This is a genomic window from Govania unica, assembly GCF_027920805.1.
In the GTDB taxonomy this organism is placed as follows: domain Bacteria; phylum Pseudomonadota; class Alphaproteobacteria; order Sphingomonadales; family Govanellaceae; genus Govanella; species Govanella unica.
The window spans coordinates 386432-412159 of the sequence record NZ_JANWOI010000003.1 but is presented as its reverse complement, the minus strand read 5'-3'; the positions used below and the strand labels follow the sequence as shown (position 1 = coordinate 412159).

At 56.2% G+C, this 25728-nt stretch carries 18 protein-coding genes, 1 tRNA gene and 1 riboswitch; of the genes, 5 read left to right on the top strand and 14 right to left on the bottom strand.

Features of this window, described 5'->3' with window-relative positions; all coding sequences use genetic code 11:
- Positions 1 to 14: 14 nt before the first annotated feature.
- On the bottom strand, positions 15 to 1223 hold the full coding sequence (locus tag NYP16_RS09695) for a class I SAM-dependent rRNA methyltransferase (protein ID WP_274943935.1): 1209 nt from the start codon (positions 1221 to 1223) through the stop codon (positions 15 to 17).
- 272 nt (positions 1224 to 1495) lie between these two features.
- Here NYP16_RS09695 and NYP16_RS09690 point away from each other — a divergent pair, with 272 nt between their 5' ends.
- On the top strand, positions 1496 to 2503 hold the full coding sequence (locus NYP16_RS09690) for a pyridoxal-phosphate dependent enzyme (protein ID WP_274943934.1): 1008 nt from the start codon (positions 1496 to 1498) through the stop codon (positions 2501 to 2503).
- A 46-nt stretch (positions 2504 to 2549) separates the two neighbouring features.
- Here NYP16_RS09690 and NYP16_RS09685 read toward each other — a convergent pair whose 3' ends face one another.
- The 12 genes from NYP16_RS09685 to NYP16_RS09630 form a co-directional block, all read right to left on the bottom strand.
- Positions 2550 to 3119 (bottom strand): TMEM165/GDT1 family protein, encoded by a 570-nt coding sequence (locus NYP16_RS09685; RefSeq protein WP_274943933.1) that lies wholly within the window; start codon positions 3117 to 3119, stop codon positions 2550 to 2552.
- 93 nt (positions 3120 to 3212) lie between these two features.
- A riboswitch (yybP-ykoY riboswitch) is annotated at positions 3213 to 3338 on the bottom strand.
- A gap of 97 nt (positions 3339 to 3435) precedes the next feature.
- Positions 3436 to 5940, bottom strand: coding sequence for a penicillin acylase family protein (locus NYP16_RS09680; protein ID WP_274943932.1), 2505 nt, complete (start codon positions 5938 to 5940; stop codon positions 3436 to 3438).
- Positions 5941 to 6039: 99 nt separating this feature from the next.
- The gene (locus NYP16_RS09675; RefSeq protein WP_274943931.1) at positions 6040 to 7515 is read right to left on the bottom strand and encodes an amidase; all 1476 of its coding nucleotides are present in this window, start codon (positions 7513 to 7515) and stop codon (positions 6040 to 6042) included.
- A 95-nt stretch (positions 7516 to 7610) separates the two neighbouring features.
- On the bottom strand, positions 7611 to 8114 hold the full coding sequence (locus tag NYP16_RS09670; protein ID WP_274943930.1) for a DUF6306 domain-containing protein: 504 nt from the start codon (positions 8112 to 8114) through the stop codon (positions 7611 to 7613).
- A 40-nt stretch (positions 8115 to 8154) separates the two neighbouring features.
- Entirely contained in the window at positions 8155 to 8517 is a 363-nt protein-coding gene (locus tag NYP16_RS09665; protein ID WP_274943929.1) for a DUF488 domain-containing protein, read from the bottom strand.
- Positions 8518 to 8653: 136 nt separating this feature from the next.
- Positions 8654 to 9253, bottom strand: coding sequence for a superoxide dismutase (locus NYP16_RS09660; protein WP_274943928.1), 600 nt, complete (start codon positions 9251 to 9253; stop codon positions 8654 to 8656).
- Between the two features lie 315 nt (positions 9254 to 9568).
- Positions 9569 to 11740, bottom strand: a complete 2172-nt coding sequence (locus NYP16_RS09655; protein WP_274943927.1) for a DEAD/DEAH box helicase — start codon at positions 11738 to 11740, stop codon at positions 9569 to 9571.
- Positions 11737 to 13041: an ATP-binding protein gene (locus tag NYP16_RS09650; protein WP_274943926.1), complete on the bottom strand. Its 1305-nt coding sequence runs from the start codon at positions 13039 to 13041 to the stop codon at positions 11737 to 11739. The genes NYP16_RS09655 and NYP16_RS09650 overlap by 4 nt, the downstream gene beginning before the upstream one ends.
- Positions 13041 to 15410: a TerB N-terminal domain-containing protein gene (locus tag NYP16_RS09645; RefSeq protein WP_274943925.1), complete on the bottom strand. Its 2370-nt coding sequence runs from the start codon at positions 15408 to 15410 to the stop codon at positions 13041 to 13043. The genes NYP16_RS09650 and NYP16_RS09645 overlap by 1 nt, the downstream gene beginning before the upstream one ends.
- A gap of 575 nt (positions 15411 to 15985) precedes the next feature.
- A tRNA-Ser gene (locus NYP16_RS09640) sits at positions 15986 to 16078 on the bottom strand.
- A gap of 256 nt (positions 16079 to 16334) precedes the next feature.
- On the bottom strand, positions 16335 to 17405 hold the full coding sequence (locus tag NYP16_RS09635) for an aromatic ring-hydroxylating dioxygenase subunit alpha (protein ID WP_274943924.1): 1071 nt from the start codon (positions 17403 to 17405) through the stop codon (positions 16335 to 16337).
- A gap of 116 nt (positions 17406 to 17521) precedes the next feature.
- Positions 17522 to 19651, bottom strand: a complete 2130-nt coding sequence (locus NYP16_RS09630; RefSeq protein WP_274943923.1) for a TonB-dependent receptor — start codon at positions 19649 to 19651, stop codon at positions 17522 to 17524.
- Between the two features lie 256 nt (positions 19652 to 19907).
- Between NYP16_RS09630 and NYP16_RS09625 the strand changes: the two genes are divergently transcribed.
- A complete protein-coding gene (locus NYP16_RS09625; protein WP_274943922.1) occupies positions 19908 to 22601 on the top strand; it encodes a helix-turn-helix transcriptional regulator in 2694 nt (897 codons plus the stop codon).
- Between the two features lie 92 nt (positions 22602 to 22693).
- A complete protein-coding gene (locus NYP16_RS09620) occupies positions 22694 to 23605 on the top strand; it encodes a LysR family transcriptional regulator (protein ID WP_274943921.1) in 912 nt (303 codons plus the stop codon).
- 9 nt (positions 23606 to 23614) lie between these two features.
- Here the strand turns inward: NYP16_RS09620 and NYP16_RS09615 are convergent, their stop codons facing one another.
- Positions 23615 to 24532: a dihydrodipicolinate synthase family protein gene (locus NYP16_RS09615; protein WP_274943920.1), complete on the bottom strand. Its 918-nt coding sequence runs from the start codon at positions 24530 to 24532 to the stop codon at positions 23615 to 23617.
- Between the two features lie 245 nt (positions 24533 to 24777).
- Here NYP16_RS09615 and NYP16_RS09610 point away from each other — a divergent pair, with 245 nt between their 5' ends.
- Both NYP16_RS09610 and NYP16_RS09605 read left to right on the top strand, forming a co-directional pair.
- Positions 24778 to 25308 carry a VOC family protein gene (locus NYP16_RS09610; RefSeq protein WP_274943919.1) on the top strand — a complete coding sequence of 177 codons (531 nt, stop codon included), beginning with the start codon at positions 24778 to 24780 and terminating at the stop codon, positions 25306 to 25308.
- A gap of 2 nt (positions 25309 to 25310) precedes the next feature.
- Positions 25311 to 25718, top strand: coding sequence for a RidA family protein (locus tag NYP16_RS09605; RefSeq protein WP_274943918.1), 408 nt, complete (start codon positions 25311 to 25313; stop codon positions 25716 to 25718).
- Positions 25719 to 25728 lie beyond the last annotated feature (10 nt).

The window sequence follows — 25728 nt, the reverse complement described above, 5'->3', positions numbered from 1 at the left end:
AGCCCTGAGCAGGGTTAATCGAGCGCTATGACTTGCGCCTTGAGATAAGCTGACTCCGGAAGGGCCGGATGCACTGGATGATCCGGCCCGGCTCCGGAACTGCGCAGGATGCGGCCGCTGCGGCGTGCATCCGTCAGCCCTTGCGCCACTTCGGCCGCGAAATGCTCCGCCGTCATGTGATGGCTGCAGGAGGCAATCACCAGAACCCCACCCGGACGGATCAAACTGGCAGCAAGCCGCGCAAGCTTGCGGTAGCCCTGAGCACCGGATTTAAGCGATTTCTTGTTTTTGACGAAGGCGGGCGGATCGGCCACCACGAGATCGAAGGTTTCATTTTCCCGCCCGAGACGCTCCATCTCGGCGAACACATCGGCCCGGCGCGTCGTGAAGCGATCGGCGAAGCCATTGGCCGCCGCCGCCTCCGTCGCCAGGGCGAGCGAGCTTTCAGAACGGTCGACAGCATAGACGGAAGCCGCACCGCCAGCCGCACAGGCCAGCGCGAAGCCACCGGCATAGGTGTAAAAATCCGCGACCTTGGCACCCTTGGCAAGACGGGCGGCGAAGGCCCGATTATCACGATGGTCATAGAACCAGCCGGTTTTCTGCCCGCCCACCGGATCGCAAAAATAGGTGATGCCGTTTTCCTCCACCGTCACCCGGCCCTCGGCCGCGCCCTTGACCACCCGGGCCTCAAGCTCAAGCCCTTCAAGCGTGCGCGACGGGCTGTCATTCTTGAGGATGATGCGGCTGGGGGCGAGCACGGTTTCAAGCGCTTCAACAATCACCGGCAACAGGCTGTCCATCCCGGCGGTGTTGGCTTGCAGCACAAGCGTATCACCAAAGCGATCGATGATGAGGCCGGGCATGTCGTCCGCCTCGGCATGGATCAGGCGATAAAAGGGACGATCGAATAATTTATCCCGCAGCGCCACCGCCTGCCGCAGACGGTTGACGAAAAAATCCGGCCCGAGCGGCAGATCGGCATGGCTGCCAGCCAGACGGCGGGCCGCGATCAACGTATGCGGGTTGAAATAATAAAGCCCGAGACGACGCCCGCTGCCCTCCTCCTCGGCCTGCACCAGAGTTCCCACAGGCAGCGCCTTGAGCGCCGGGGTCATGGCAAACTCATTCGAATAAATCCACGGGTGACCACCCCGCAAACGCCGGGCAGCCCGCTGCGACAGAGCAATTACCGCTAAACCAGTCTCTGTCTCTGTCGTCATCTGCCGTCTCCTTGATGTCACATGTCTGGGACTTTATGGGTCAAAGCACAGGCGGTGGCAAGGGCGGGAGATGGATAACCGGGTCATGAACAGCAATGACAGGGAATGGTAAAGATTGCCGCCCCACCAACCTGTCATACGCGGGCTTTTCCTGAATGACCGGCTATTGCGCCATCCGCCGCCCCTGCCCTCATGAAGTTTTTAAGGATGACAGGCCCGGATCGAGGAGACAGGATATGAACAATGTTCACCCGCGTACGGATAGGCCCTTGATGATGTCAGATCTTGTGATTCCGACCCTTGATGACATGCGTGCGGCGGCGCGTACGCTTGCGCCGCATATTGCCGCCACCCCCGTGCATCATTGGATCGGCCCCGAACTTGAACGCCGCATTGCGCCCGGGACGCAGGTTTTTCTCAAGCTTGAGCTGTTTCAGCGCACCGGCACGTTCAAGATTCGCGGCGCTTTGCTCAATCTGATAGCGCTGGATGAGGAGGCCCGCAGGCGTGGCGTCACCGCCGTCAGCGCCGGGAACCATGCCATCGCCGTGGCCTGCGCCGCTCATAGCATGGGTGTGTCGGCCAAGGTGGTGATGATGGCCAGCGCCAATCCCGCCCGAGTCGCCGCCGCCCGCGCGTTTGGCGCCGAGGTGTTGTTCGCTCCGGACGGTGCCACCGCTTTTGCCCTTGCAGCCGAGATCGCCGCCGACGAAGGGCGCAGCTTCATTCATCCCTTTGACGGGATCGGGGTCACCACCGGCACCGGCACCGTCGGGCTTGAACTGATGTCGTCCGTGCCCGACCTCGACGCCGTTCTTGTGGCTGTGGGCGGAGGCGGACTGCCGGGTGGAGTTGCCGCCGCCGTCAAACAGATCAACCCCAAATGCGCGGTCTATGGCGTCGAGGCTTACGGCAATGACGTGATGTACCGGAGCTTTGCCGCAGGGTCACCGCAAAAACAGGACAAATCCACAACCATTTGCGACAGCCTGTCACCGCCCGCCGTGACCCCCGGGAGCTATGCGCTCTGTCAGCATTTTATCGATGAGATCGTACGGGTCGAAGACGACGCCATCTGTGCGGCGCTTGCAGTGCTGTTTCGCGAAATGAAACTTGCGGTGGAACCTGCGGGAGCGGCGGCCACGGCGGCACTGTTCGGACCGCTGCGCGATCGGCTTGCGGGCAAACGGGTCGGCGTCATCGTCTGCGGCGCGAATATCGATGCGGATGGGTTCTACGAATTTCTGAAACGCGGCGAGGCCGTGCCCGGAATGCAGTAAAAAAAATAGGCGGCAGACTGCCGAAGTCTGCCGCCCACAATTGACTTTAGAAAAACGCCCCGACGTTCAACAGGGTCAGCACACCGATCACGGCGAAAATCAGCGCGGCGATGATGCGCACGAGTTTGAGCGAAACCCGTTTGGTCACCGCATCCCCAAGCAGCACCGCCGGGACATTGGCGATCATCATGCCAAGCGTCGTGCCCATGGCAACCCACAGCACATTATCGAACCGCGCCGCCAGTGCCACCGTTGCGATCTGGGTCTTGTCGCCCATTTCCAGCAGGAAAAAGGCCACGACCGTCGCAAGGAACGCGCCGAAATGACCGTATTGGCGCGGCTCATCATCGACTTTGTCAGGCACCAGCGCCCAGGCCGACATGGCGATAAAGGAAAGACCGAGAACCCAGCGCATGACATCGGCGGACAACAGTTCAGCCGCGAGCGTACCGACCCAGGCCGCCAAGGTATGATTGGCCACCGTGGCAATAAAAATCCCGGCGATAATGGCTACGGGTTTGCGGAAACGGGCGGCCAGCAACAGGGCCAGCAATTGGGTCTTGTCGCCGATTTCGGCGATGGCCACGACGCCCGTGGAAACCAGAAATGATTCCATGATTTTCTACATGCAGGGCCGGACCGATACCAAAGGCACACCGCACCGCCCGACCCTGCATGGATTGAGCGCGGTGATACCAATGGTCTCGCCAAGCATTCAGACCCTTAGGACCTGATTGCCGCACCGCGCCATGGCCTGCTCCCTCACGGGTTGGGCCAAGTTTGTTGACGCGAGCTCCCCTCAAACGGAGGACGACTACTCCCCAATGTTCAGGTCGCTTATAGCCATGCGGCCCAAAAATGGCAAGACGACAAAAAAAACCCTCCCCGCGATGCGGAGAGGGGTGAAGTTTTCAGTCAAGCAATGAACCAGATCAAAGCTTGTGCTTGAATGAAAGATCGACAGCAAAACTGATCGGCTCGGCACCGAGATTTTTTTCAATCTGCTCGCGGCTGAGCCACAACGGCCGGAGACCGTAATCCCGGTACATCTGCATATGATTGGCAAACAACGGATTATCCTGCCATTTACCCTCGGGCGGGATGAACCCGCTTTGACCGGGCGGAAGCACGAAACCCGCCATCACGCCTTTGTCTTCGAGGCCATAACCACTCATTAAATTCATGGCCCCGCGATTGGCATAGAGCGGCAGCGTCAGCAACTTGTCCTTGCCTGTCATCGGGATGCGGTTGGCGTTGCTATCGAAAAAGACCTGCGGAACAGCCGGAATGCGCCACTTCGACATGTCCCCACTCTGGGTTTTTTTCAAATTTTCGATCGCTTTGTTCATGGCCGAGCGGATGACCTCGTCAGGCCCTCGGTCACCAAAGAAATTATAATAGTGATGAACGCCGCTGCGGCCGTCACTGCTTAGAAGCGCATGATAGGTGACGAGAGTTCCCGCCGAAGGATGTTCCTCAAGACGTGGAGCTTTGGTCTGATAGCCTGCCGCAAGCCAGATCGGCGCACTGGCAAAGCCATCAAGCGTCGGTGCGAGCGTGTCACGCACCATGACCGGCAGCCAGGCGTCAAAGAGCGCCTGACCGGCAGTATCAAACTTGCCGTCCCCGTCATCGTCCGTGCGCATCTGATTCCACTTCGCGATCAAGGCCCGCGCCTTCGCAAGATCGCTGCCGACTTCGGCATTCTCAAGAGCGCGCAGAATATAAGGCACGAAATAACTTGCGCTCACATCGCGATATGAGATGACGTGGTTAATGTCCCACATATCATTCCAGGTCAGACGCTCTTTCTTGGTGATCTCGCCGAGCAGGATATCGACCTGATTGGCTTCGGCCCATTGTTCCCAATAGAGTCCGGAATTGGGCCAATCCTTTGCCGGTTTGTTATTGAAATTGACAATATAACCGGTGGTCAGAACAGCCGGATTGGCATTGGCCGGTAAAAATTCCTGCCATTCATACCCGCCTGTACCCGTGGCGGGCAGACGGATATCCTGATCGTTGCGATGTTTGACAAACCGGCCGGTGAAAACCGAGCCCACCTGCCCGTCCTTGTCCGCATAAAACCAGTTATACCCAAAGGCGAAGGACCGCGCCTCTGCAAGCCAGTCCTTAAAATTCCTGGTCTTGCCGGCATTCACCCAAGCCATAACCGATGAGACCCCGGCTCCCTGCCATGAAATAGCCTGGGAATAGGCGATGCTGGAGGATTTATCCCCGGCAACCACCGGACCGTGGACTGTCGAACGGATCACCATTTTCAAGGGGTCCTCGCCCTTGATTTCGATCAGTTCCGCGCGGCCCATCATGTCGTGCCACTCATTATTCAGGCGGTAGCGGGTCGACCCCGGCTTTTCCAGATGTTCCTGAAAATGATCCACATGATTGCCGAGCCCGGCCGTAATGCCCCAGGACATTGAAGGGTTGACGCCAACTTCCAGCACCATGCTGCCTTCTGCGGCAAAACCCACAAGATCAAAAGCCCCGCCATGGAGCCCCACGGGATAATAATAGCTTGGCGTATGCCAGCCCGGCTGCGGACCGTTAACGAAAATGGAACTGAAGCCAGCCGCCTTGTCACGCCCGACAAGCCAGGCCATGCTCGCGCGCTTCGGGGAGGATTCACGAGCCATGATCTTATCCATGCCTCCGAGCAACGTCGGCTTCGAAGCCATATCCAACCCGTTCGGAGCCTGCTCCTGACAGCCGAGCGGCTGCGTGCTGGATTTGTCCTTACCACCCTTTTGATGGTCACGTTTGGTCGTCGGCGCGTTTACATCCGTCTTCCACAATAACTGGTTGAAGATGTCATCGCAATCCTTCGGATATTTCTGCCGCAGGAAATGATAAAGCTCCATGTTCAAAATCTGCGTGCTGAAGGACGAATAGGCCCCAAGCACGTCAACCGCATAGATCATGGTGTCGCTCACGGTCCAAAGCTCGGGCAGGAAACCATAATCCTTGAATGGCTTGGGCAGCTTTTCCGACTGGTTTTTCAGCACCTCGGTAATTGTTTTATTGACGCCGTCGGTAAAGCCATTGATCAGCATTTTATCGGCGAACGGCAGATTGGAATATTCAATATTGAGAGCCTTCGGATCGTGCATGGTGCGGGCGTCAATATCTTTCGACAGATATTTGTCCGGCCACGCCTTGTCCCCTTTCCCGAGAACTTCGGCGGTTTTGCCTAATGCCTGCCGCTTGCGCATTTCCATCTGAAACAAACGATCCTGCGACATGATGTAACCGAAGCCAACAAAGACTTCATATTCCGTGTCGCCATAGACATGTGGAACACCTTGCCTGTCGCGCAGGATCTCAACGTCGGCCCGGGCTTCGGTTATGAGTTCCGGTGTGATCAGAAACGCCCCCAGCGCAAGCCAGGATAGCAACTTTCCCAAAAATCTGACTGCCATGCTCCATTCTCCGTTCTGCGGCATGAAATCTGCCGCGCCCCGAAAAAAGGGGCACGACACTGATTTTCATGACGCAGATCAGGAGAATTCGTGACGCTCTCAGCCGCCAGCAACTTCAGCTAGAGAGAGTGCCAACGGCGGGCGTCGCTGAGCCCATGGCCGGGCGCGCTCGATCGCGGCCCCCATGCGGAAGAGACCAGCCTCGTCCCCCATGCGGGCGGCGAAGTGAACGCCGATCGGCAAGCCTTCGTCATTCAGGTCCCAGGGGATGCTGACGGCGGGCTGGCCTGTGACATTGAATGTCGGCGTATAGGGGGAACCGCCAAAAATCTTGCGGGTCCAGGCGAGCCCGTCCGCATAATCCGCGTTGGCGTCATAGACCCCAAGGAGATGCGGCGGTTGCGGCAGACTTGGCGTCAGCAACAGATCATACCGTTCAAAGAACTGTCCGACCTTGCGCGACACCATATTGCAGACGGCAACGGCATCCAGCAGATCATAAGCGCTCATGGATTTGCCGAAATGGTAACAGGCGAGCGATGAGCGTTCGAGCGTGTCCGTACCGATGGGACGCCCGGTGGCCGCAGCGAGGCCGTCGATCCAAAGCGCGATATTGCTGCACCAGATGCGGGCGTTGGCCAGCATGAACCCTTCCCAATCGATGCCGAGATCGGGAGTCGCCTCCTCCACCACCACACCCATGTCGGCAATAAGCGCCGCCGCCTCAAGCGTCGCGCGGCGGCAGTCGGGATGGAGTGCGCCGCCGTTCCAGGGAGCCAGCATCAGGCCCACGCGCAATGACCCAAGCGGCTGGTCAAGTTCGGCGAGATAGGATCGCTCCGGCGCGCGCACCGGGTATGGATCGCCAGGTTCAGCCCCGGTTGCGGCATCAAGGGCGGCTGCACTGTCACGCACACTGCGGCTCACCACATGGGTGGCACTCAGCCCGCAGAGATATTCCCAGGCGCCCGGAGCCATGCTGATACGGCCGCGGCTGGGTTTGAGGCCGAACAGGCCGCAGCAGGCCGCCGGAATGCGGATCGACCCGCCACCGTCATTGGCTTCGGCGATTGGGACCATGCCAGCCGCCACCGCCGCCGAGGCCCCGCCACTTGAGCCGCCGGGCGAATGTCTGAGGCTCCACGGGTTGCGGGTCGGACCATGAAGGATGTTTTCGCTAGTGATATTGAAGGCAAATTCGGGACTGGTGGCGCGGCCGATGGAAATCAGCCCGGCCTCGCGGTAGCGGCGCATCAAGGCAGTCTCAACCTTATCCGGGGCCATGTCGCGCGCAAGGCGAGAGCCGCATTCATGAGAGACGCCCGGCTCACTGCCGCCCACATCCTTCAAAAGGAACGGCACGCCAGCCAAAGGCCCGCCGGGAAGGTCCGGCAAGGCGGCAATTTTCCGGGCAGTGCGGGAGCCCCAGGTTTCAATGACTGCATTGATGGCCGGGTTGGTCTGAGCGATACGCTCCAACGCGGCTTTGACGGCTTCGGCCGGGGAAATCTCCCCGCGCTTGATCAATCTGGCGAGGCCAATTCCATCGAATTGAGCATAATCTTCGGGCGTCATAGGCTTTCCTTTTGAGATGGGCCAGTTCGACGCACACGCGGATTTTATATATTATTCCCGAACTCTAGCGAATTTCTCCACCGAATGGAAGAGGATCAGATCAGATGCTCACAGACCGCGATATTGTCTTCATGCATGGTCAGCATCTGCTGCAGATCCTGATGCAGGGTCGGATCCTCGATACGCGGCAGAACCTCCCGCAGTTTTTTGACCACCCAGGCCTGGCCGCGATTGAGCAGGTCCACCTGCGCCGATAAATCGGGCTCGGCCAGCACCTTTTCGCGGAAGGCTCCGGTCAGCGCGCTCGGCGTCATGCCGAAGCGTTCAAGATGATGGGCCAGCATATTGACGCAATGAGCTTCATCCAGGCGCACCCGGTTGAGCGCCGCGCCCACATGGGGCCGGCGATCCTCATGCTGCGCTTCCTTGAGCATATGAAGGGCCACTTTGGCCCCTGCCCGCTCCCCTTCAAGGAGCTGGGTCAGCAGGGCGACGGTCTCGTCACGGCTCAAATAGCCCATATAGGCGGAGTCGGCCTCATGCATGCTGCAAGGGGAGGAGCTGGGCGGGTTCAGATCCGATCCGTACTTCTGGGCCATGGCGGTCTCCAACAAAAACGGGAGCCCTCATCATAGCATATTAAAGCGTTTCGAGGTAATCCCGCAGCAGGCGGGCGCTGTTGTGATCGTGATCGGACGCCCCGTAAACAAAGGTCACCACGGTTTTCGCGGCCTCCGCCCGGAGTTTGCGCAATTCCGCCACGTGGCTGTCGAGTTCGGCCCGATAGCGTTCGCAGAACCCATCCCAGCGGTTGTCTTTATCTTCATGATACCATTTGCGGAGGTCGGGACTCGGCGAGATATCCTTCAGCCAGCCATCAAGGGCGGCCTTATCCCGGCTGATCCCGCGCGGCCATAACCGTTCGACCAGATAGCGGCGACCGTCCGTTGGGTCCGGCGCCTCATAGGCCCGCTTCAAATGAATTTTAAGCTTTGCCGTCATGATGCCCTCCTGCTCTGCGGACCGCAGCCTTGCGGCCGCAGAGGACAGAATAGCGGTCCCGCCGCTCCGGGCGAAGCGAAGAAATCCCATGAACCAGAGGAAATCCTTCGCCCGACGCCCGGATGACGAAACGAGATCAGGCTTCCGCGAGATTGGCGTTGGCGAAATCCCAGTTCAGAAGCTTGTCGATCACGGTGCCGATATAGGTCGGACGCAGATTCTTGTAATCGACGTAATAGGCATGTTCCCACACATCGATGGTCAAAAGCGCGGTCTGGCCATGAACCATCGGGGTGTCCGCATTGCCAGTCTGGGTGATGGCGAGCTTGCCGTTTTCAAGCACGAGCCAGGCCCAGCCGCTGCCGAACTGCGTTGCTGCGGCTGCTGCGAGTTTTTCCTTGAAAGCATCATAACCGCCGAAATCGGCCTCGATGCGTTCAGCAATGGCGCCGGTCGGCTTGCCGCCGCCGTTCGGGCTGAGCGAATTCCAATAGAACGTGTGATTCCACACCTGAGCCGCATTATTGAACACGCCCTTCAGGCTCGCGTCCTTGGCTGACGCCTGCACGATCTCTTCAAGCGACTTGCCTTCAAGCGCCGTGCCCGCGATCAGTTTATTGAGGTTGTCCATATAGGCGCGGTGATGCTTGCCATAATGGGTCTCGAGCGTGGTGCGCGAAATATGCGGCTCCAAAGCGTCGAGGGCGAAAGGCAGATCGGGGAGAGTGACAGTCATCGCAGCGTCCTTTTTGGTAAGTGTAAACAGGCGAAATCGAAAGTGTAAATTCTGGCCCCAGCGCTGACGCCAAGACCATGGGGCTATAACCCCCTGAACAGACCGGGTAAAGCCCCCATTCCAGATAGCTAGCCAGCGAAAATCGCATAGCCGTTCCAGGCGCTTGCCGGTGGGCAACAGAGCACGCCTGGAACCGCTCGGGAATATAGGCAAGCTTTACGGCTTATGTTTGGCATGGGATGCGCATATTCCCCACAACAGCGGCAGCTGAGGAGAATGCATCCGGAGAACTTCGTGCCTTGCCTTCCAGAATCGTTAGCCTTGCAGAATATCTCTACACACGTCCGCCAACGCCCCCAGATTCAGGCGTACTGACAACGCGTCCAACTGCAATAGATCTGTGGTCATCCAAGGGTGGAACTTCTCGAAGATCAGATTGCCTTTGTCTTCAAAAAGATGCGCAGTCCCTCCCCCGGCAAACGTCTCAAGAGTGGTCCGAAGTGGTGGCGTAATATTTCCACCTACGACTTCCAGAAAACCGTCATACGACTGCACCCTGAACCCCTTGCTGCGCAGCGCGAGGGCAAGGGTGTTTACCTTGACCGTTCCGCATCGCATGGCCAGAAGGAAAGAATTTTCATCAATTTGCGCAATCCGCCCCGGGTCAAATTGCAGCTGTGCATAATTGCCGCGTGCCTCATCCAGAAGAAGCAACGCAGCTTTGTCCATATAGATCGGTTGGCTGTCGCCGGCGAGAATATCGAACATACGCTCGATGACCCGATCATGGATATCGCCAGGGTCACCTTCGAATATAGGTGGCATGCCCACTTTTGCAGGCGTGACAAGGATCACCCGATCAGCATCATTAACCTCCTGGACAAGCCAGCGCTGTCCCGAGAAGATCAGCATCATTCCTGGAGCTATAAGGTTATCGATAGGCAGAGTGCCAAGCTCCCGTCCGTCCGCAATCAACCTGTATTCTTCCGGCGTCCGGAAGACGGCATAAAAGCTATAATGCTCAACCAGCTTTTCACCGGTGGGGCCAAGCAGTAAAAGCCCATCGTCTGCCTGTTCGATCAGCCCGACGTCCGACTGCCCCATCGCCCTGAGAACCTCTATGAACAAAGGCATCGTCACCTGCCGAAACGGACCATCTTGGCACAGGATTCGGAACACCCGGGCGGCATGAGCTCCCCCATGTTCGGCGATCATCGACAGGATCTGATGGACCAGCGTCGATAGGTGCAATGCCTGAGGCTTCGGCGGTTCGCACCATTTCTCGAGCAACAGTTCGATCATCGCCACTGCACGCACCAATCCCAGGCGCAACCGATCATTGATATGACTTTTAGACGTCAGCCTGGCCTCGACCGCATATTGCCTCAGGATCTGAGGTCGGCCCTCCCGCCGCCCGGACCGCCCGAGCCTTTGGCGCAACGCGGCAACGCTGAACGGCGCGCCGATCTGGGCAACACATGTGACATCCCCGATGTCGATCCCAAGTTCGAGCGTCGATGTGCAAATAGCTGTCGTCGGCTGCCTGCCGTCTTTCAGGCGCTGCTCAATAAATTCACGGTGATCGCGCGACAGACTGGCATGATGTGGATAGAACTCCTGCGGCAGGTACTTTTCCTCACACAACGAGCGAAGCCTGTCAGCATAGATTTCGACCGACTGGCGGGATCCGGCAAAGACAAGATTGTCACTGCCACGCAAATGTGTGAACAGATGACGAGCGATCGCATCAATGGCAGACGGCGCGTCCTCATCAGTGTCACCTAGGGTATATCCGCGAAGCTGCAGTTTTAATTCAGGCGTATCACCCCTTGCCTCGATCAACTCAACATTTGCAGCATCGTCCGGTCGAAGATAGGTTTGTGACAACTCCATATCACCCAATGTCGCCGACAACCCGATCCGCCGGATCGGGCGTTTCACCGCCTGCTCAAGCCGAGTCAAAAGCGACCGCAACTGCACCCCACGTTCGCTGTCCAGAACACTGTGAAGTTCGTCGATCACCACAGCCCGGGTGGCACCGAACAGCCGTGGAACTTCTAGACCGCGACGAACGAACAATGCCTCCAGAGATTCCGGTGTGATCAGAAGAATGCCCTTGGGCTGCTTAAGTGCACGCGACTTGACCGAAGCGGAAACATCACCATGCCAAGGAATTACGGGCAGTTCGGCCTCGCGGCAGATATCCTCCAATCGCCGCGTCTGGTCGCTGATCAGTGCCTTCAGGGGACCAATATAAAGCAGATCAAAGCCACTTTTATCCGACGGCAGATCCAGCAGCTGCGAAATCAGGGGCAGGAACGCCGCCTCGGTCTTCCCTCCGGCAGTAGACGCTGAGATAATCAGATCGGCTTCGCCGCCAATGACAATATGAATCGCCTGCACCTGAATGTCGCGCAGATTACCCCAACCCTGCGATCGTATCCATTTCTGGACCGGACGCGCGAGCTTGTCGAAAGCGCTGCTCATAGGCGGAAACTGACCAGGTCGTCCTCCGGGGACTGGGCACCGGAATTCTCGTCAATGTCACGCAGATCATCGCCGCCATCCGCCCTGACCTCAATACTTGCGATCAAATCAGACCATTGGACATCAGCATTCTGCGCCAGAACAGCCAGCAGATTAACGAAAGCGATAACCGTGTTGCGGGGGGTGCGGAAATAGGCTTCGCCGATACGGTCCGCGCAATGAGCCATGAATGCTTCAAGCGCCGCATCGGGTAACGCCTGCTCCTCAGATTGCATCACGGCCCGAATATTAGACAGCAGCACGAATAAATCCTCGGGCGTCAGATTGGCGAGCCGAACGACAGGCCCTGACAGATCAACCAGGTCACCATGAGCAAAGCTATTCTCGGCCAGACGCGATTGCAGCGCCTCATAACTATAAAGGCCCCGACGGGTGTTCATCAGGAACTCGGGCGTCCCTCCCATCAGGAATCCAAGATGTTCAGCACTTCCCTGCAGCACATCATTCAATATCCGCAGTATTTGTTCGTAGTTAGCATTACGGGCCTGGGATGAGGTGAGTTTATAGAGGTTAACCATCTCGTCGAGCCCGACCAACAGCCCCTTATATCCGGCTTCGCGCACAAATGCTGACATCAGTTTGAGCTGGTCATAAACGCTGGCATCTTCAATGATCGTCCGGACGCCAAGCACTTTACGAGCATCCGTACGCGTCGCGAACTCTCCCCGCAGCCAGCGCAGCGCAGCAGACTTCAGATCGTCATCACCGTTCTCGTGACCTTCCCAATATCGACGGATGACTTCAGCAAACTCGAACCCTCCTGTCAATTCCTCGAAATGCGCTAATTTCTCGCGGATCACGGTGCCTGTCGGCTTGTCCTGCTGTTCGGCATCCTGATGGGCCTGACTGACAAAACGCTCCACCACACTCGCCAGCGCTCCACCATCCGGTTTGCTCCTGGTGGAAAGGTTGCGTGCCATTTCAGCATAAAGCCCGCGCGCTTGCCCTCCGGTTGCATGAATACGCCGGTCGGGAGCAAGATCGGCAAACATAACCACCAAACCTTTTTCCAAAGCGACCAAACGGATCAGGTTCATAAAGAACGTTTTTCCTGATCCGTAGTCCCCGATAATAAAACGGATCGCCGCGCCCCCGTCGGCGATCCGATCCATATCCTTAACCAGTTCCTCAATCTCCCGGACGCGGCCAACCTGAATGTGAGGCAAACCAATCTTGGGTACCACACCCGCGCGCAGCGCCTGAACAATCGCGTCACGTTCACGCAGTTTCAATTTGGACATCAGCACAACTCTCCTTCCAATTCTGCGCGCAGTGCAGCGACAATCTCCGGCGCGACATCATATCCGTCATATTCATCAAGCAGGGCTTCATCATAGCGTGCAAAAGCCCATTCATTCACCGTTTCCATCGCCCCGGCGGGCATAAGCCCATGCCTCTCCGCCAGGTCAGCAAAGGCGTCTTCGGGCCAGTGCTCCCGGTCAAGGATCTCTCGTACGAGCGCCGCATGTTTCGGATCGAGCCCGCCCAGCGGAGAAGGCAACAGCTCGGCCTCGGCTACGTCCGCGTCCACGTCCTGGTCCACGTCCTGGTCCATAGCAAAGATCTCACCTAGAACAGAGGACACAAGCGCCGTATCCGAGCGGATCGCAGCGATACGAGCAGCATCGAGGCGCCCCACATTCTCCGCAGGGATAACTTCCCCCGGCTGACCAGCTTGTGCAGCTCGGACGCGTACTGGTGCATCGACAAGATTGCCCGCATGGAGGTCCGAGTAAACCATAGCTGGATCAAGGCCCAGAGTTTTATAGATGCGCTCAATCCTCGCAACTTCCGCTGCATGAATGGAGCTGTCAGCATGAGCGATCGATACGACCGCCGCACGAATATCCGCCTGACGGTCTGCTCCCATCTCTTTCAGAATTCTCCGCAAAAGCGCCATGTCAGACGGCACAACCAACAACCATTCAAGGTTAGCAGAAAGACGAATGCGTTCGGCATCACTGAGCCCTTCTGCCTGCTCGACCTGGATCTTCAACAGCTTCCTCTCACCTTCTGAAATCTGGCCATCAGCATGTGCGACAAATGTGCTGAGCGCGAGTTTCATCAATGCGGCACGATAGGTTTGAGTTACATTCTCCAACCGCTCCACTGCCGCACCGAGCTTAAATAATACAACAGGCTCTTCGAATTTCGGCCCCCGTAAGGCAAAGCGCGGGTCTGGAGCCATGCCAAAACCGATGCGCGCCAAAGCATCGGCCGCATCTGTGAATTGCCGTTTACCGATACCATCTGGGCGTGTCCCCCCAAGTTTGGTCAGAACCTCTACAACCGGAACCAGCCCACCCTCAGACACACGATCGCTGGCCCAGACCATGAGTTGCTCCAAATTTTCGGAGGAAAACAACGACCATAAATCCGGCGGTAAAAGGGCCAGAGCTTCTAGACTACTGCGCCCGTCTGGATTGCGCGCAAGATAACGGCTGAACTTATCCAGATCGTTCATTGCCTCATCGGCCAATTCCTGTGCGATCTCGATGGGCTTCCGCAAACCTGAAATATCCACCACCGGCTGACCGTTAACCATGGGTTTGAGTTCGACCTGAAATTCTCTTGAGGCGGCCTGATATATGACCTTCAACTGCTTGCGCGATTTGGTAACCTTCAGACCATTGGGGAACCGTTTTTCAAAGCCAAGTCGAAACAGCGCCTGAAACTCCTCAGGGCATCGCGTTGCGGGGGTGCGTAAACTGCGGTCCTGATGACAGAGGAACCAACTGAGCAGCCAATCCGCGGACAGCGGCTCTCCCAAGCCCACACAGCCACCAACCTTAATCATGACGGCCAACGGAACATCCCAGCCAGGATTGCCGAAGATCGGTTTTTGGTCGGATGGATTGCTCAGTGACACCTGCACGAACTGAGCAAATTCACCAAGATAGCGTTGCACAGACCCGTCGTTCGGATAGAGGCTCATCAAACGCAGAACTTCATCCAAGATATCCTGCCGTTCAGCATCACTTGGGTGATCCTGAAGACAGCGCCGCTCCAACCCATAAAAATACAGGAATAAATAGCCCGGTTCATAAGAAACATCCGACCGACCGCCAGCGAGCCAGTCGAGATACGTCGCCCGGCACACCGGCGTAATGTCGGAGTAGCCGGGCCAATGTGGCATGCCTTCGCCAGCTTTATCCGCCCCGACACGAGCCACCGAAAGCGCGAGATCGATATAAGGTCTGGATTTTTCCCGATAGCCGCGGGAGTTCAGAAGCAATGGCGTGCCGACATACAGCATTCCGCCGATGTCCCGTCCCGCAATCGTGATGCTTTCTCCCTTGGGAATCCAGCCTTGTCCCTGATTGCGTTGATGACCCTTATCAGTAAGCTGCTGCTCTCTACGAATGCCTTCCGGCTGCGTAGAAACGGGTTCAGAGATCGACAAACCGTAGCTTCTTTGAGAGTTTACTTCATAGGCCTGCCGCAACTTCATTGCCCTTTTACGCTCAAGCCGCCACACCAGAATGCCAGGCGTAAAAAATGCAAAGAGCATTTGTTCATCAGTGGACCAATTCTCCATCACAGTCACAACGACAAACATACAAGCAACAAAAATAACTAAGTATAAAAATATGATACGCAATATCTTCACGATCCAGATCGCCCCTACAACAGTCTGAGGATGTCATATTGGCCTATGCTATTCGTACGGGCACAGCTTTCAAAGGGAAAAGGCCCTTCAAATGTCCTTTACATCTCAAAGTGCTGTCCCGCATAGAAATCATCTTCTGTTCAAAGGGCCTGAGGCTGCCCACCCCCGTCACCCATAAGCAGCGCCTCCGCGGATACGAAAAGTGCTAAATGCTCCCGGGGACTTCAATGCTCCTCGGAATCAGCCAAAAATCCATTAAATCAGGCCGCGCTCAACGGGATGATGTGTGCCATCATATGTCCTGAAACGCGCCTTTCGGAGAATATTCGCAAGGGCCTGCTCGGCCCCATTAAAGTGCGATGGCCCTTGCGACTCACCCGCTGGATTCGAGACGGCGAGGATATCTACGACCTATCGCGCCACTAGGGGCACTCATCCGTCAAGACGACAGAGATCTATTTGGGGTACGTCGACACAAAACCCGGCACAGAGGCGGCGGTTCGCCAGCAGCTACAAAGCGAGAAGCGCCCTAATAATTCAGGGCAACTCATTGTTTTCATTAACCAAAAGGGTAGTGGCGGAGAGGATGGGATTCGAACCCACGATAGGGATTTTGTCCCTATAACGGTTTAGCAAACCGCCGCCTTCGGCCACTCGGCCACCTCTCCGTCGCTTGAGATACTGGGGAACGCGGGGCTTGTCAACGCTTTGGCTGCGAATTTTATGAGGTTCTTGTGGATGACCGAACGAAAGCCCCTGATTGCGGGGTTTTTCGGGTGATGCGGGCTTGGCGCTTCTGCCATGTTGCTGTCATGTCCGCGTTGCCGGGAGCTTTGAGAGGCCAGCCCAGCGCCTGCGCACGAAAAAAGGTCCCGGCCCGCAATGGGACCGAGACCTTGTTCAGCTGCAACTGATACGTGCGGTTTACACTTCCTGAAGGACCGGGTCCGTGAGTAACAAATCGGCCTCTGATTCGAGCAATCTGCTGATGGTCCGGCGAGCGAGAATCGCGGCTTTGTCGCCCGGCAAAATCAGCGGCTCCATGTCCCAGAAATCGCGACCTGCCATGCGTTGATGCACGGCCTTTACCATGGGCTCATCTTCCTGACGGAACGCGACATTCACTAACGCTTCAAGGGATTTTGTGATGCCATCATCGGACTTGGCGAAATTGCGGAACAGGATCCAGCGATAAATCGTGGTCTCCTCATCCACCGGCGTCAACAGATGGACGCTGCCCATATAATGCCCTTTGTCGCGCGGGCAGCCGGTTTCGGTGACCCCGACTTCAAGATAAAAATTCCCCGGCGCGTCCCAGCGCATGTCATTCCAGTAATCCACCCGCGTTCCCGGTTGCACCGCACCGGTCAAGGTGAACAGCGTCGCCGGTTCGCCATCGGGGTTCCAGCGATCGTAATAAATTCTGTCGCCGTCCTGACGAATTTTTGTTTTGCCCTTCATCACGGCTTCACTGCCGAGCGTTGTCGGATGCAAAAACGCGCCATGCGCAAGATCGAGCAGATTATCAATAATCAATTCATAATAAATGGACTGATGCATGCTGTGATCCGCCGTCATGCATAAGTTGTCCCTGTCATTCAGCCAGGGGAAATCGATGATCTTGCCCGGGTCCGCAAGCTCTGCCGCCCCCATCCAGACCCAGATCAGACTGTCACGTTCCACAACCGCAAAGCTTCTGACGCGGGCCGCCGACGGAATAGCACCGTTGCCGACCGGATTATGCACGCATTTTCCACTCGCACCGAAGCGCAGGCCGTGATAGCCGCACTCAATGACATCATCGATAACTTTGCCCATATGCAGCGGGGCAAAACGATGCGGACAGGTATCGCTCAACGCGACAATCTCGCCATCCGTTTTGCGGAACAGGACCAAAGGCTCGCCAATGATTTTCGCGAGTTGGGGCGCATCGATTATCTCGCTGGACCAGGCCGCCACATACCAGGCGTTTTTTATAAATTGCGTGCGAGCCATATCTTGCCTCCCTTATGCGTGACAGTGCGGATGTGAAGAATTACAGATCGATTTAATGAGTCGCGATAATATTCGCGACTCATCCGGCCCAGCAAAGGTGCGGAGGGGCTAAAATATCAGAAGGAAACTTTTCCAATAACGCCGAACTGACGCGGTGGACTTGCCGCGCCGAGATCCTGACCGGTGGCCACCCCACTGAAGACAGCAGGGACGAATTCAAGGTCATAGCGCTTGTCAAAGAGATTGCGGACAAACCCCGTGATTGAATAGGGGCCGTTTTCATAGGCCAATCTCAAATCCACGGTCCAGACTTCCTTGCGGTGATCGACGTTGTTGATTTCCCAGTAATAGGCTCCGCCGGATCCTGAGACATCGACACGGCTGATCAGATTGCCGCTTGCGATCGGATAAGTATATTGAACCGCAGCATTCAACGTATAGCCCGGCATCTGATTGAGCTTGTTGCCCTTGTAATTGCCGTTGGCGAGCGTGTTGGCGAAAACACTCTGATCATATTCGTCGATTTTCGATGTTTGCAATCCACCGCCCACAGTCACATCGAGACCCTCCATGGGCCGTGCGAGCAATTCAAGTTCAACGCCGATGACATGAGATTTCGGAATCGGATTGGCAATAAACTGCGCAGGCCCCGTGCTCAGATCAAGTCCCGCAACCTGGCGATCCTTGATATCCATATAATAAACGGCGCCATTCACATTGACGAGATTATTGGCGAGGATGGCTTTGAAGCCAGCCTCGTAACTCCACACCTGTTCTTTTTTATAGAGCCGCGTGACCACGTCATTATCGTTGAAGCCGCCGCTGCGGAAGCCTTTGGCTATGGTCGCATAGGCAAGGCTTTTGTCTTCGAAACTATAGGACAGTGAAATTTTCGGCTGCAAGGATTTGAACTTCGTGTCGAAGTCAACTTGCGCCGTCGGCACCACCGGGGCCTGATCCCGCATGTCGCGATCGTCGATATCATAACGCAGCCCAAGCGTCAGACGCCATGCATCCGTCACGTTGTAAATCGCCTGCCCGAATGCAGCGTAAGCCGCGTTTTTCCCGCTGGCACTCGCCATCGCAAGCAAGATCGGCATGGGCAATGCGGTGAGGTCCGTCCCGGCATAAAGGATCGTATCGATATCCCGATCAGTGTGCAGATAATAAGCCCCCACCATCCAGCTCAGTCGCGCATCCTGATCAGACGATGCAAGACGCAGTTCCTGACTATAGGCTTTCACATTCATGCGCTGCGAAGCCCGCACCAGATCCAGCGCTTCATAATCGAGATCTTCATAAAGGAAGGACTTGATCGATGAATAGGACGATACGGAGCTGAGAGATACGGCTCCCATGTCATAATTTATTTTCGCCGACAAATCAGCAAGTTCACGGTCGCCATGGCCGAGAATATTTGCGACAACAGGATCACGGCTCGCGTTCACTGGACCACTCCGGTACCAGGCTGCCCCTGCCCGCTGATCGTAATAAGACCCGCGCAGATCGATGGATAAATTTTCGTTCGGCGTGAATACGAGCGTGCCGCGAATGGCTTTTGTTTTGTCGAAATCGACTTTTTCACCAACGGTTATATTGTCGATCTGACCTTCGCGATCCTTATAGCTGCCGGAAATCCGGAAGCCGACCTTGTCGGCCACCAGAGGACCGGAGACGGACCCGCGGGCAATAAACTCCTTGCCCTCCGCATATCCGAGTTCGGCCAGAAGTGCTAAATCGTCACCCGGCGCCTTGGTCGTGATATTGATCGCGCCGCCCAAGGCGTTGCGGCCATAAAGCGCACCTTGCGGGCCTTTCAGAACTTCGATCCGCTCAATATCGAACAGACCTTGCGTGATCTGATTGGGTGAATTCTGCTGCACGCCATCGACCACGACAGCGATCGGCGGCTCGCCATTTCGCGTCTGTCCGATACCGCGAATATTGATCAGGACGACGCCGGGCTGCTGCGCCTCGACAACCTGAAAATTGCTCACCAGCTGCTTGATGTCGGTGACCGAGCGCACATCCGCGCGTTCAAGCGTTTCAGCCGAAATGGCCTGAATGGTATCCGGGATATCGCGAATATTTTCATTGCGCTTGCGGGCGGTGACAATGACTTCCTCCAAGCCAAAAGCCACCGGCGCGCTGTCGGCTGCCGCGGCCTCTGCAACCGCCGGCGTGACTGCAAAACTCACCAAAGCCATCCAGCTGATCGTCTGCAAAGATTTTTTCCTGCGCGCCATGAATTTTTCCCCTCCCTGATGACCACTGTGATTTTTCGTTATTGGATTTATCACTCAAGACATTGGTTGGTCAGATTAAATCGCAAACCAACCGGGCAAAGTGAAACCATGCAGGATATTTAGGCTAGGTCAGGTCCCGAGGGCTACCCACCAAAATGGGGGGTGGTGCGCGATAAATTTGCCCGCTAGATTTCAGATATAAATGGTCACACGTCCGAACAACCACAAAAAGGGACGTTTGAGGGGACTGAGGGACATGGCCTGGCGCTCGGACTTATATGAATGGAATATTCATCCGCCCTTTGCGCAAACAAAAGGTCTGCTCCGCGCACGCCTGCTGAAATTGCCGCGCGAGCCTGAACATATCATTCTGGTCACCGCCCCCGCCGGATACGGCAAGACCACATTCATGGTTCAACATTATCTGGCGTTCAAATCCGCGGGCTATGATGTGGGCTGGCTCAGCCTTGATGAACCGCTGCGCGACGGCGGCGACTTTGCCTCCTGTCTCGCCTATGTTTCCGAAAACGCCACACGACAACAGACAACGCCCCCGCGCGCGACGACGCTTGGACAAAATACCTCCGGCAAGGACATCTTGAAGACTGTTCTCAGTCCCCACGCGCCGGTCAAACGACCGCTGATTTTGTATCTTGATGATTTTCATCTGGCGGAAAGCGATGAAACGCTCGCCCTGTTGAACCATGTTCTTGAAACGCTGCCGAAACATGTCTTTGTTGTCATGGCCAGCCGTACGCGGCCGAAGCTTCCCCTCGCGCGGCTTATGTCCAAGGGCCGTCTGCGTGAAATAACGTCGCAACAACTGGCCTTCACCAATGATGAGGCGCGGTCTTTCCTGAACAACTCAATTGCACTGGATATTGCGGAAACTCTGATCACCCGCACGGAAGGTTGGCCTGCCGGATTGCAACTCTGCCGGTTCATGTTTGAGTTGGACAGCGAAGACGACGCCCATGCGCCGCACAAGCGCATCATTGATATGACCAGAATAAACGGGCGACTGAATGGGATTGCCGATTATCTGGCGGAACAGGTTTTTGAAAGCCTGGATACAACAAAACAGGCCTTCCTTCTGAAAACATCGGTGCTCGATCAGATTTCCGGCGATCTGGCCAATGCCATCACCGGACGCGCGGATGGCTGGCAAACGCTCGACTGGTTGAAGACCCATAATCTCTTTCTGTTTTCCGTCGACAGCGAGAAATCCTGGTTCCGCTATCATCATCTGTTTCGCGAATTCCTGCTGGATCGGTTGCGCCGTCATAATCCCGTGATGGAAAGCGACATCCATGCCGTGGCCGCCCGCTGGCTGGTGGACAACAGACATTATCGCGATGCCTTGCGACATGCTTATGCCACCAGGGATCTGGCCTTTCTGGAACAGATCGCTATGGAATGCGGGGGCTGGCGGCTGACGCTCGACGCCGGGATTTCAATCTGGCGGCCGCTTGAAGACGCCATGCGGAATGCGCTCGATTTCTATCCCACCCTGCAACTTGCCCGCGCGCATTATTTATTGCATCACGGTCAGATAGAACATGCCCGATATATTTTTACTATTCTGCAGGATCAACTGCCTCAAATCTCCGGCATGGATCCTGCGCAGACCCGCGTCTTCATCGAAATTGATTGCGCCATTACCGATCTTTTGATCTCCATGCTCGAAGATAAATTCTGGTCGCCTGAACGCTTGAACAGTCTGGAGCGGCGACTTGAATCAGAACCCGCGCTCGATCCGAGACTGCGGGCCCTTGCCTATGATCTTCTCTGCTGGCTCTATTATTGGGCTGGCGATTTCAGACAGGGTGCCGCCTCCGGACATATCGCGGCCAGACGCTCCGCCAATATGGAGGCCGCTTTTATCGAAGCCTATTCCCATATGGGGCGCGGCGCGTCCTTGCTGGCCATGGCGCGACTGGATGAAGCGCTATCTTCGTTCGATCACGCCTATCACTCCGCAAGCGCCGCCTTTGGCCCGAACAGCGCACAGGCCATCCTGCCGAATGTGTGCAAGGCGGATGTTCTTTTAGAATGGGGCCGCATCGATGCCGCATGGGAACTGGTGGCGCCGATTTTCGACATTATCGACAACAGCGTCATCTGGGTCGACCTTGTCTTTACCGTTTACAAGGTCGCCTCTGTCCATCGCCTGCAGCATTACGGCCTCGACTCCGCCCTCTCCATCCTCGAAGACGGACTGGCCCTGTTTTCCGAACGCATGCTGCCACGGCTCACATCCATGTTGTCGCTGCAAATGATTGATCTCATGCTGTGGCATGGCGATGTCGATCGCGCGCAAAGGAAGGCTGAAACGCTTGGGCTTTTACGCCTGAGCAATGATAGCGATCCGTCGCTTCCTGAACGATGGCTTGTGGCCGTCCCGACCCTGGCCGTCATGGCGCGTCTGTCTCTTGAGCTTGGTGATATGGACAAAGCGCGCAGCCTCACAATTCAATTCGGCAAGCTGGTGGAAGAAATTGGAGCACGGCGCTATCAAATGGAGTTTCATCTTCTCTCAGCCAGCATCGCCTGCCAGTCACAGGATATGGCAGAGACAAAATCAGAGATGAAAAAAGCGCAGGAAATTTCCGCCGTGACGGGACAGCACATCCAGTATGCCATGATGAAAAGACTGATTTCACCGGAGATCCTGTCGTCTTTCCATGCTCAGGATGGCGGGCCGCAGGAACAGCCTTATGTGAAAAAGTGTATCATTCCTCAACCTGTTATTCTGGACAGCGAGATATCCCTGCTCAGCCCGCGCGAGGTCGAAGCCTTTGTCATGTTGCGGGATGGACTGACCAGCAAGGAAATCGCCCGGCGCATGGATATTTCGGTGAATACGGCCATGGGCTACCGCAAAAGCATCTACCGCAAGCTCAATATCTCGTCCCGCTCGGCCATCGTCGCCGTTGCCCGCAGTCTCTGAACAAAGAGCTGGCACATAGCCGCCCTTCTTTGCAATAATGACACTGCAAATCGCATTATGCGTTAAAAGCCGCAACCCTTGGACCTGCCTACATGAAAAAACTCAGCCTGTCGCGGATACATTATTTTTATATGACCCATAAGGCGGGGTCCATGCGGGCGGCGAGCGATCTTTTGAACGTGGCGCCATCGTCCATCAGCCGTCAGATTTCACTGCTGGAAGAAGAAGTTGGGTTGCCTTTGATCGAGCGCGGGCGGCGCTCCATCAAACTGACTGAAGCCGGTGATTCCGTCATCGACTATTACCGGGAAGAACTGGCGCTTGAGGAAACCTTTCGCGAAAATATCGAAAATCTGCGCGGCCAGCGCCGGGGCAATATTCAGGTTGCCATGGGGGAAGGTTTCGTCAGCAATCATTTTGCCTCTATCGTCGCCGATTTCATCGCCGCCCATCCCGGCATCAGCATCAATGTGGAAATTGCCGCCACCAATGACCTTGCTCGCATGGTGAGTGAAGATGACGTGCATTTCGGCCTGACATTCGAGGCCCCCGCCGATCCGCGTCTGAGCCGCCGGTTATCGCTTCCCGCACCGATTTGTTTCATGGTCGCGCCGGGCCATCCGCTGGCCAAGCAGGACACTGTGCAGTTGAAAGATCTCGGCAATGAATTGCTGGCGCTGCCCGGGCATTCTTTTCGCATTCGTCAGATGCTGGAACAGGCGCAACTGCGCGACGGCGTGCATCTGAAGGCGAACTTCACGTCGAATTCGCTGGCGCTGTTGAAGGACTTCACCTATTCGGGCAAAGGCTCGACCATTTTGCCGCAGGTTGCCGCCTTGGCCGAAATTGCTCAGGGCAGTCTGGTGTCCATTCCCATCGACAATCCGATCCTGGCAGAAACCACGGTGAACGTCATGACCCGGCGCGGTCGGCAATTGCCAACCGCGATTATTTCTTTCATGAACCTGGTGTCGTCAAATCTGTCGCAAGGACTGAAGCGCTGAGCCGCAGGCTTATATCTTGCCGAGCTTTTCCAAAGTGGCCCTGACAATCTCCCGCTCACTGTCCTGCAAAGGCAGAATCGGGCGACGTGGATAGCCACCGGGCAGACCCATCACATTGAAGGCTTCTTTGAGGATCGCTTGTGGCGAGCCGAAGCGCGCCGTCAGATGCTCCGTATACCATTCGGTCAGGATCACGCGATCGCGGGCCCCGCATTCCCGAGCTGCCTCCAAATTTCCGTTCCAGATTTCATTATAGAAATTCGGATGGTCGCGCCCAAGAACCGCACCCGCGCCCATGGTGCCATCGCCGCCCTGATGCGCGAGCAACGTCAGCCCAAGCTCATCCATATTAAAGCCGAACACCCGCACGCGATCGCGAATGGCGAAAAACACTTTGGAGAAATGATCCAACCGACTGGTCGAATGTTTAAGCGCCACCACATTATCGATCTCGATCAATTTTTCGATCAAGGGCAGTGACAGATCGATATTGGTCCCGGGCGGCCAGTTATAAATGCAGATCGGCAGTTTCGTCTGCTTGGCAGCTTCGCGGTAAAATTCAAGAATTTCGGCGTCGGACAAACAGATATAGGGCGGCGGCGTGATCAGCACGCCGTCAAACCCGGCCTCCGCGGCGGCGGCCATATTGGCACCGACCTCGGATGCCGTATATCCGGTGCAACCGGCAATCAACGGAATTTTACCTTTGAGCGTCGCCGCGATATTTTGAAAGACTGCGGCTTTTTCGGTTGGTTGCAGACTGAACCATTCGCCCGTGGTGCCAAGCGCCACGATTCCGTGCATGCCTTCGGCATATAACCATTCGAGAAGCTCAGCATGGCCGCGTGCATCATAATCACCATCACGCGTGAAGGTGGTGGTTATGGCTGGCATATAACCACGCCAATCGACAGAATTCCTATCCATAGAGCCCTCAAAATCCATATAAATAGCTTAGTCTATAAAATAGGAAGCTTGCTTATATTGTTGCAATAGCAATTAATGTCTTGTGTTGTTCCAAAAAACGCAATCATTAACCTTATCTGCGGGGACGACAAGATTAAGGTGCGATTTACGCAACGTTATATGCCGCTCCTGACAATTGTATGAAGCTGGTTTGAAGGCCAAACTTCGAACGGAAATCTCGCAAGTTGTAAGGGAGGATGCAGACAATGACCGCCGATCAAAAGGCTTTGCGACCATCTGTTGGCTTTGGTGAGCTCATTGAGCGAGTCGATCATGTGTCCTGGACGGTGGCCGATATCGACGCCGTGAGCAGTTTCTATCAACAAGCCTTTGGGGCGAGAGAGCTTTATCGTCTCGGTCCCATTGACGCGAAGGATCTGCCGCCTGGACCTGGCGGGCAGGACTGGATGGCCGAACATGTGAATGTTCCGGGCGGTTGCCTGACGCTCGCCATGCTGGAACTGGCGCCGAATTTGAATTTCGAGCTGTTTCAGTATCACAAACCCACAGACGCAACCCGCACACCGCCGCGCAATTCGGATGTGGGTGGGCATCATATTGCCCTCCGCGTCAAGGATGCCGACGCGGTGGCCGCGCATCTTGAAAGCCATGGTTGCAAGCTCATGCCCGGCACCATCGAAATGACCGAAGGCCCCTGCGCGGGTGTCAAAAATCGCTATCTTTGCGATCCCTTCGGCAATCAGTTGGAACTCGTTGAATATTTAACAGGTGAATGATCATGTCCCGTAAAACTCTCAATCCAGACTCAATGTATCCGGCTGTTCCCTTTGGGTTTTCCCACGCCACCATCTCCGAAGGCGGGCGCACCATTCATTGCGCCGGTCAGGTGGCCTGGGACGCACAGGGAAATGTCGTCGGTGCGGGCGATCTTGCGGCGCAGATCGCGCAAAGCTTCCAGAACCTCAAGGACGTGCTGGCCGCCGCCGGTGCCACACCCGATGATGTCGTGCGGATCCGCACCTATGTGGTCAACCACAGCCCCGACAAACTGGCCGTCATCGGCGCAGGCATTGGTGCATTTTTCGGCGGTACCACACCTCCGGCAAATACGTTGATCGGTGTTCAGTGTCTGGCCCTGCCGGATTTCCTGATCGAGATCGAGGCGACAGCCGTCGTCTCCAACTAATCGCGTAAAC

Excerpts from the sequence above, each read along its gene's own strand:
- NYP16_RS09695 (WP_274943935.1), bottom strand. The coding sequence starts at position 1,223 with ATGACGACAGAGACAGAGACTGGTTTAGCGGTAATTGCTCTGTCGCAG.
- NYP16_RS09690 (WP_274943934.1), top strand. The coding sequence starts at position 1,496 with ATGATGTCAGATCTTGTGATTCCGACCCTTGATGACATGCGTGCGGCG.
- NYP16_RS09685 (WP_274943933.1), bottom strand. The coding sequence starts at position 3,119 with ATGGAATCATTTCTGGTTTCCACGGGCGTCGTGGCCATCGCCGAAATC.
- NYP16_RS09680 (WP_274943932.1), bottom strand. The coding sequence starts at position 5,940 with ATGGCAGTCAGATTTTTGGGAAAGTTGCTATCCTGGCTTGCGCTGGGG.
- NYP16_RS09675 (WP_274943931.1), bottom strand. The coding sequence starts at position 7,515 with ATGACGCCCGAAGATTATGCTCAATTCGATGGAATTGGCCTCGCCAGA.
- NYP16_RS09670 (WP_274943930.1), bottom strand. The coding sequence starts at position 8,114 with ATGGCCCAGAAGTACGGATCGGATCTGAACCCGCCCAGCTCCTCCCCT.
- NYP16_RS09665 (WP_274943929.1), bottom strand. The coding sequence starts at position 8,517 with ATGACGGCAAAGCTTAAAATTCATTTGAAGCGGGCCTATGAGGCGCCG.
- NYP16_RS09660 (WP_274943928.1), bottom strand. The coding sequence starts at position 9,253 with ATGACTGTCACTCTCCCCGATCTGCCTTTCGCCCTCGACGCTTTGGAG.
- NYP16_RS09655 (WP_274943927.1), bottom strand. The coding sequence starts at position 11,740 with ATGAGCAGCGCTTTCGACAAGCTCGCGCGTCCGGTCCAGAAATGGATA.
- NYP16_RS09650 (WP_274943926.1), bottom strand. The coding sequence starts at position 13,041 with ATGTCCAAATTGAAACTGCGTGAACGTGACGCGATTGTTCAGGCGCTG.
- NYP16_RS09635 (WP_274943924.1), bottom strand. The coding sequence starts at position 17,405 with ATGGCTCGCACGCAATTTATAAAAAACGCCTGGTATGTGGCGGCCTGG.
- NYP16_RS09630 (WP_274943923.1), bottom strand. The coding sequence starts at position 19,651 with ATGGCGCGCAGGAAAAAATCTTTGCAGACGATCAGCTGGATGGCTTTG.
- NYP16_RS09625 (WP_274943922.1), top strand. The coding sequence starts at position 19,908 with ATGGCCTGGCGCTCGGACTTATATGAATGGAATATTCATCCGCCCTTT.
- NYP16_RS09620 (WP_274943921.1), top strand. The coding sequence starts at position 22,694 with ATGAAAAAACTCAGCCTGTCGCGGATACATTATTTTTATATGACCCAT.
- NYP16_RS09615 (WP_274943920.1), bottom strand. The coding sequence starts at position 24,532 with ATGGATAGGAATTCTGTCGATTGGCGTGGTTATATGCCAGCCATAACC.
- NYP16_RS09610 (WP_274943919.1), top strand. The coding sequence starts at position 24,778 with ATGACCGCCGATCAAAAGGCTTTGCGACCATCTGTTGGCTTTGGTGAG.
- NYP16_RS09605 (WP_274943918.1), top strand. The coding sequence starts at position 25,311 with ATGTCCCGTAAAACTCTCAATCCAGACTCAATGTATCCGGCTGTTCCC.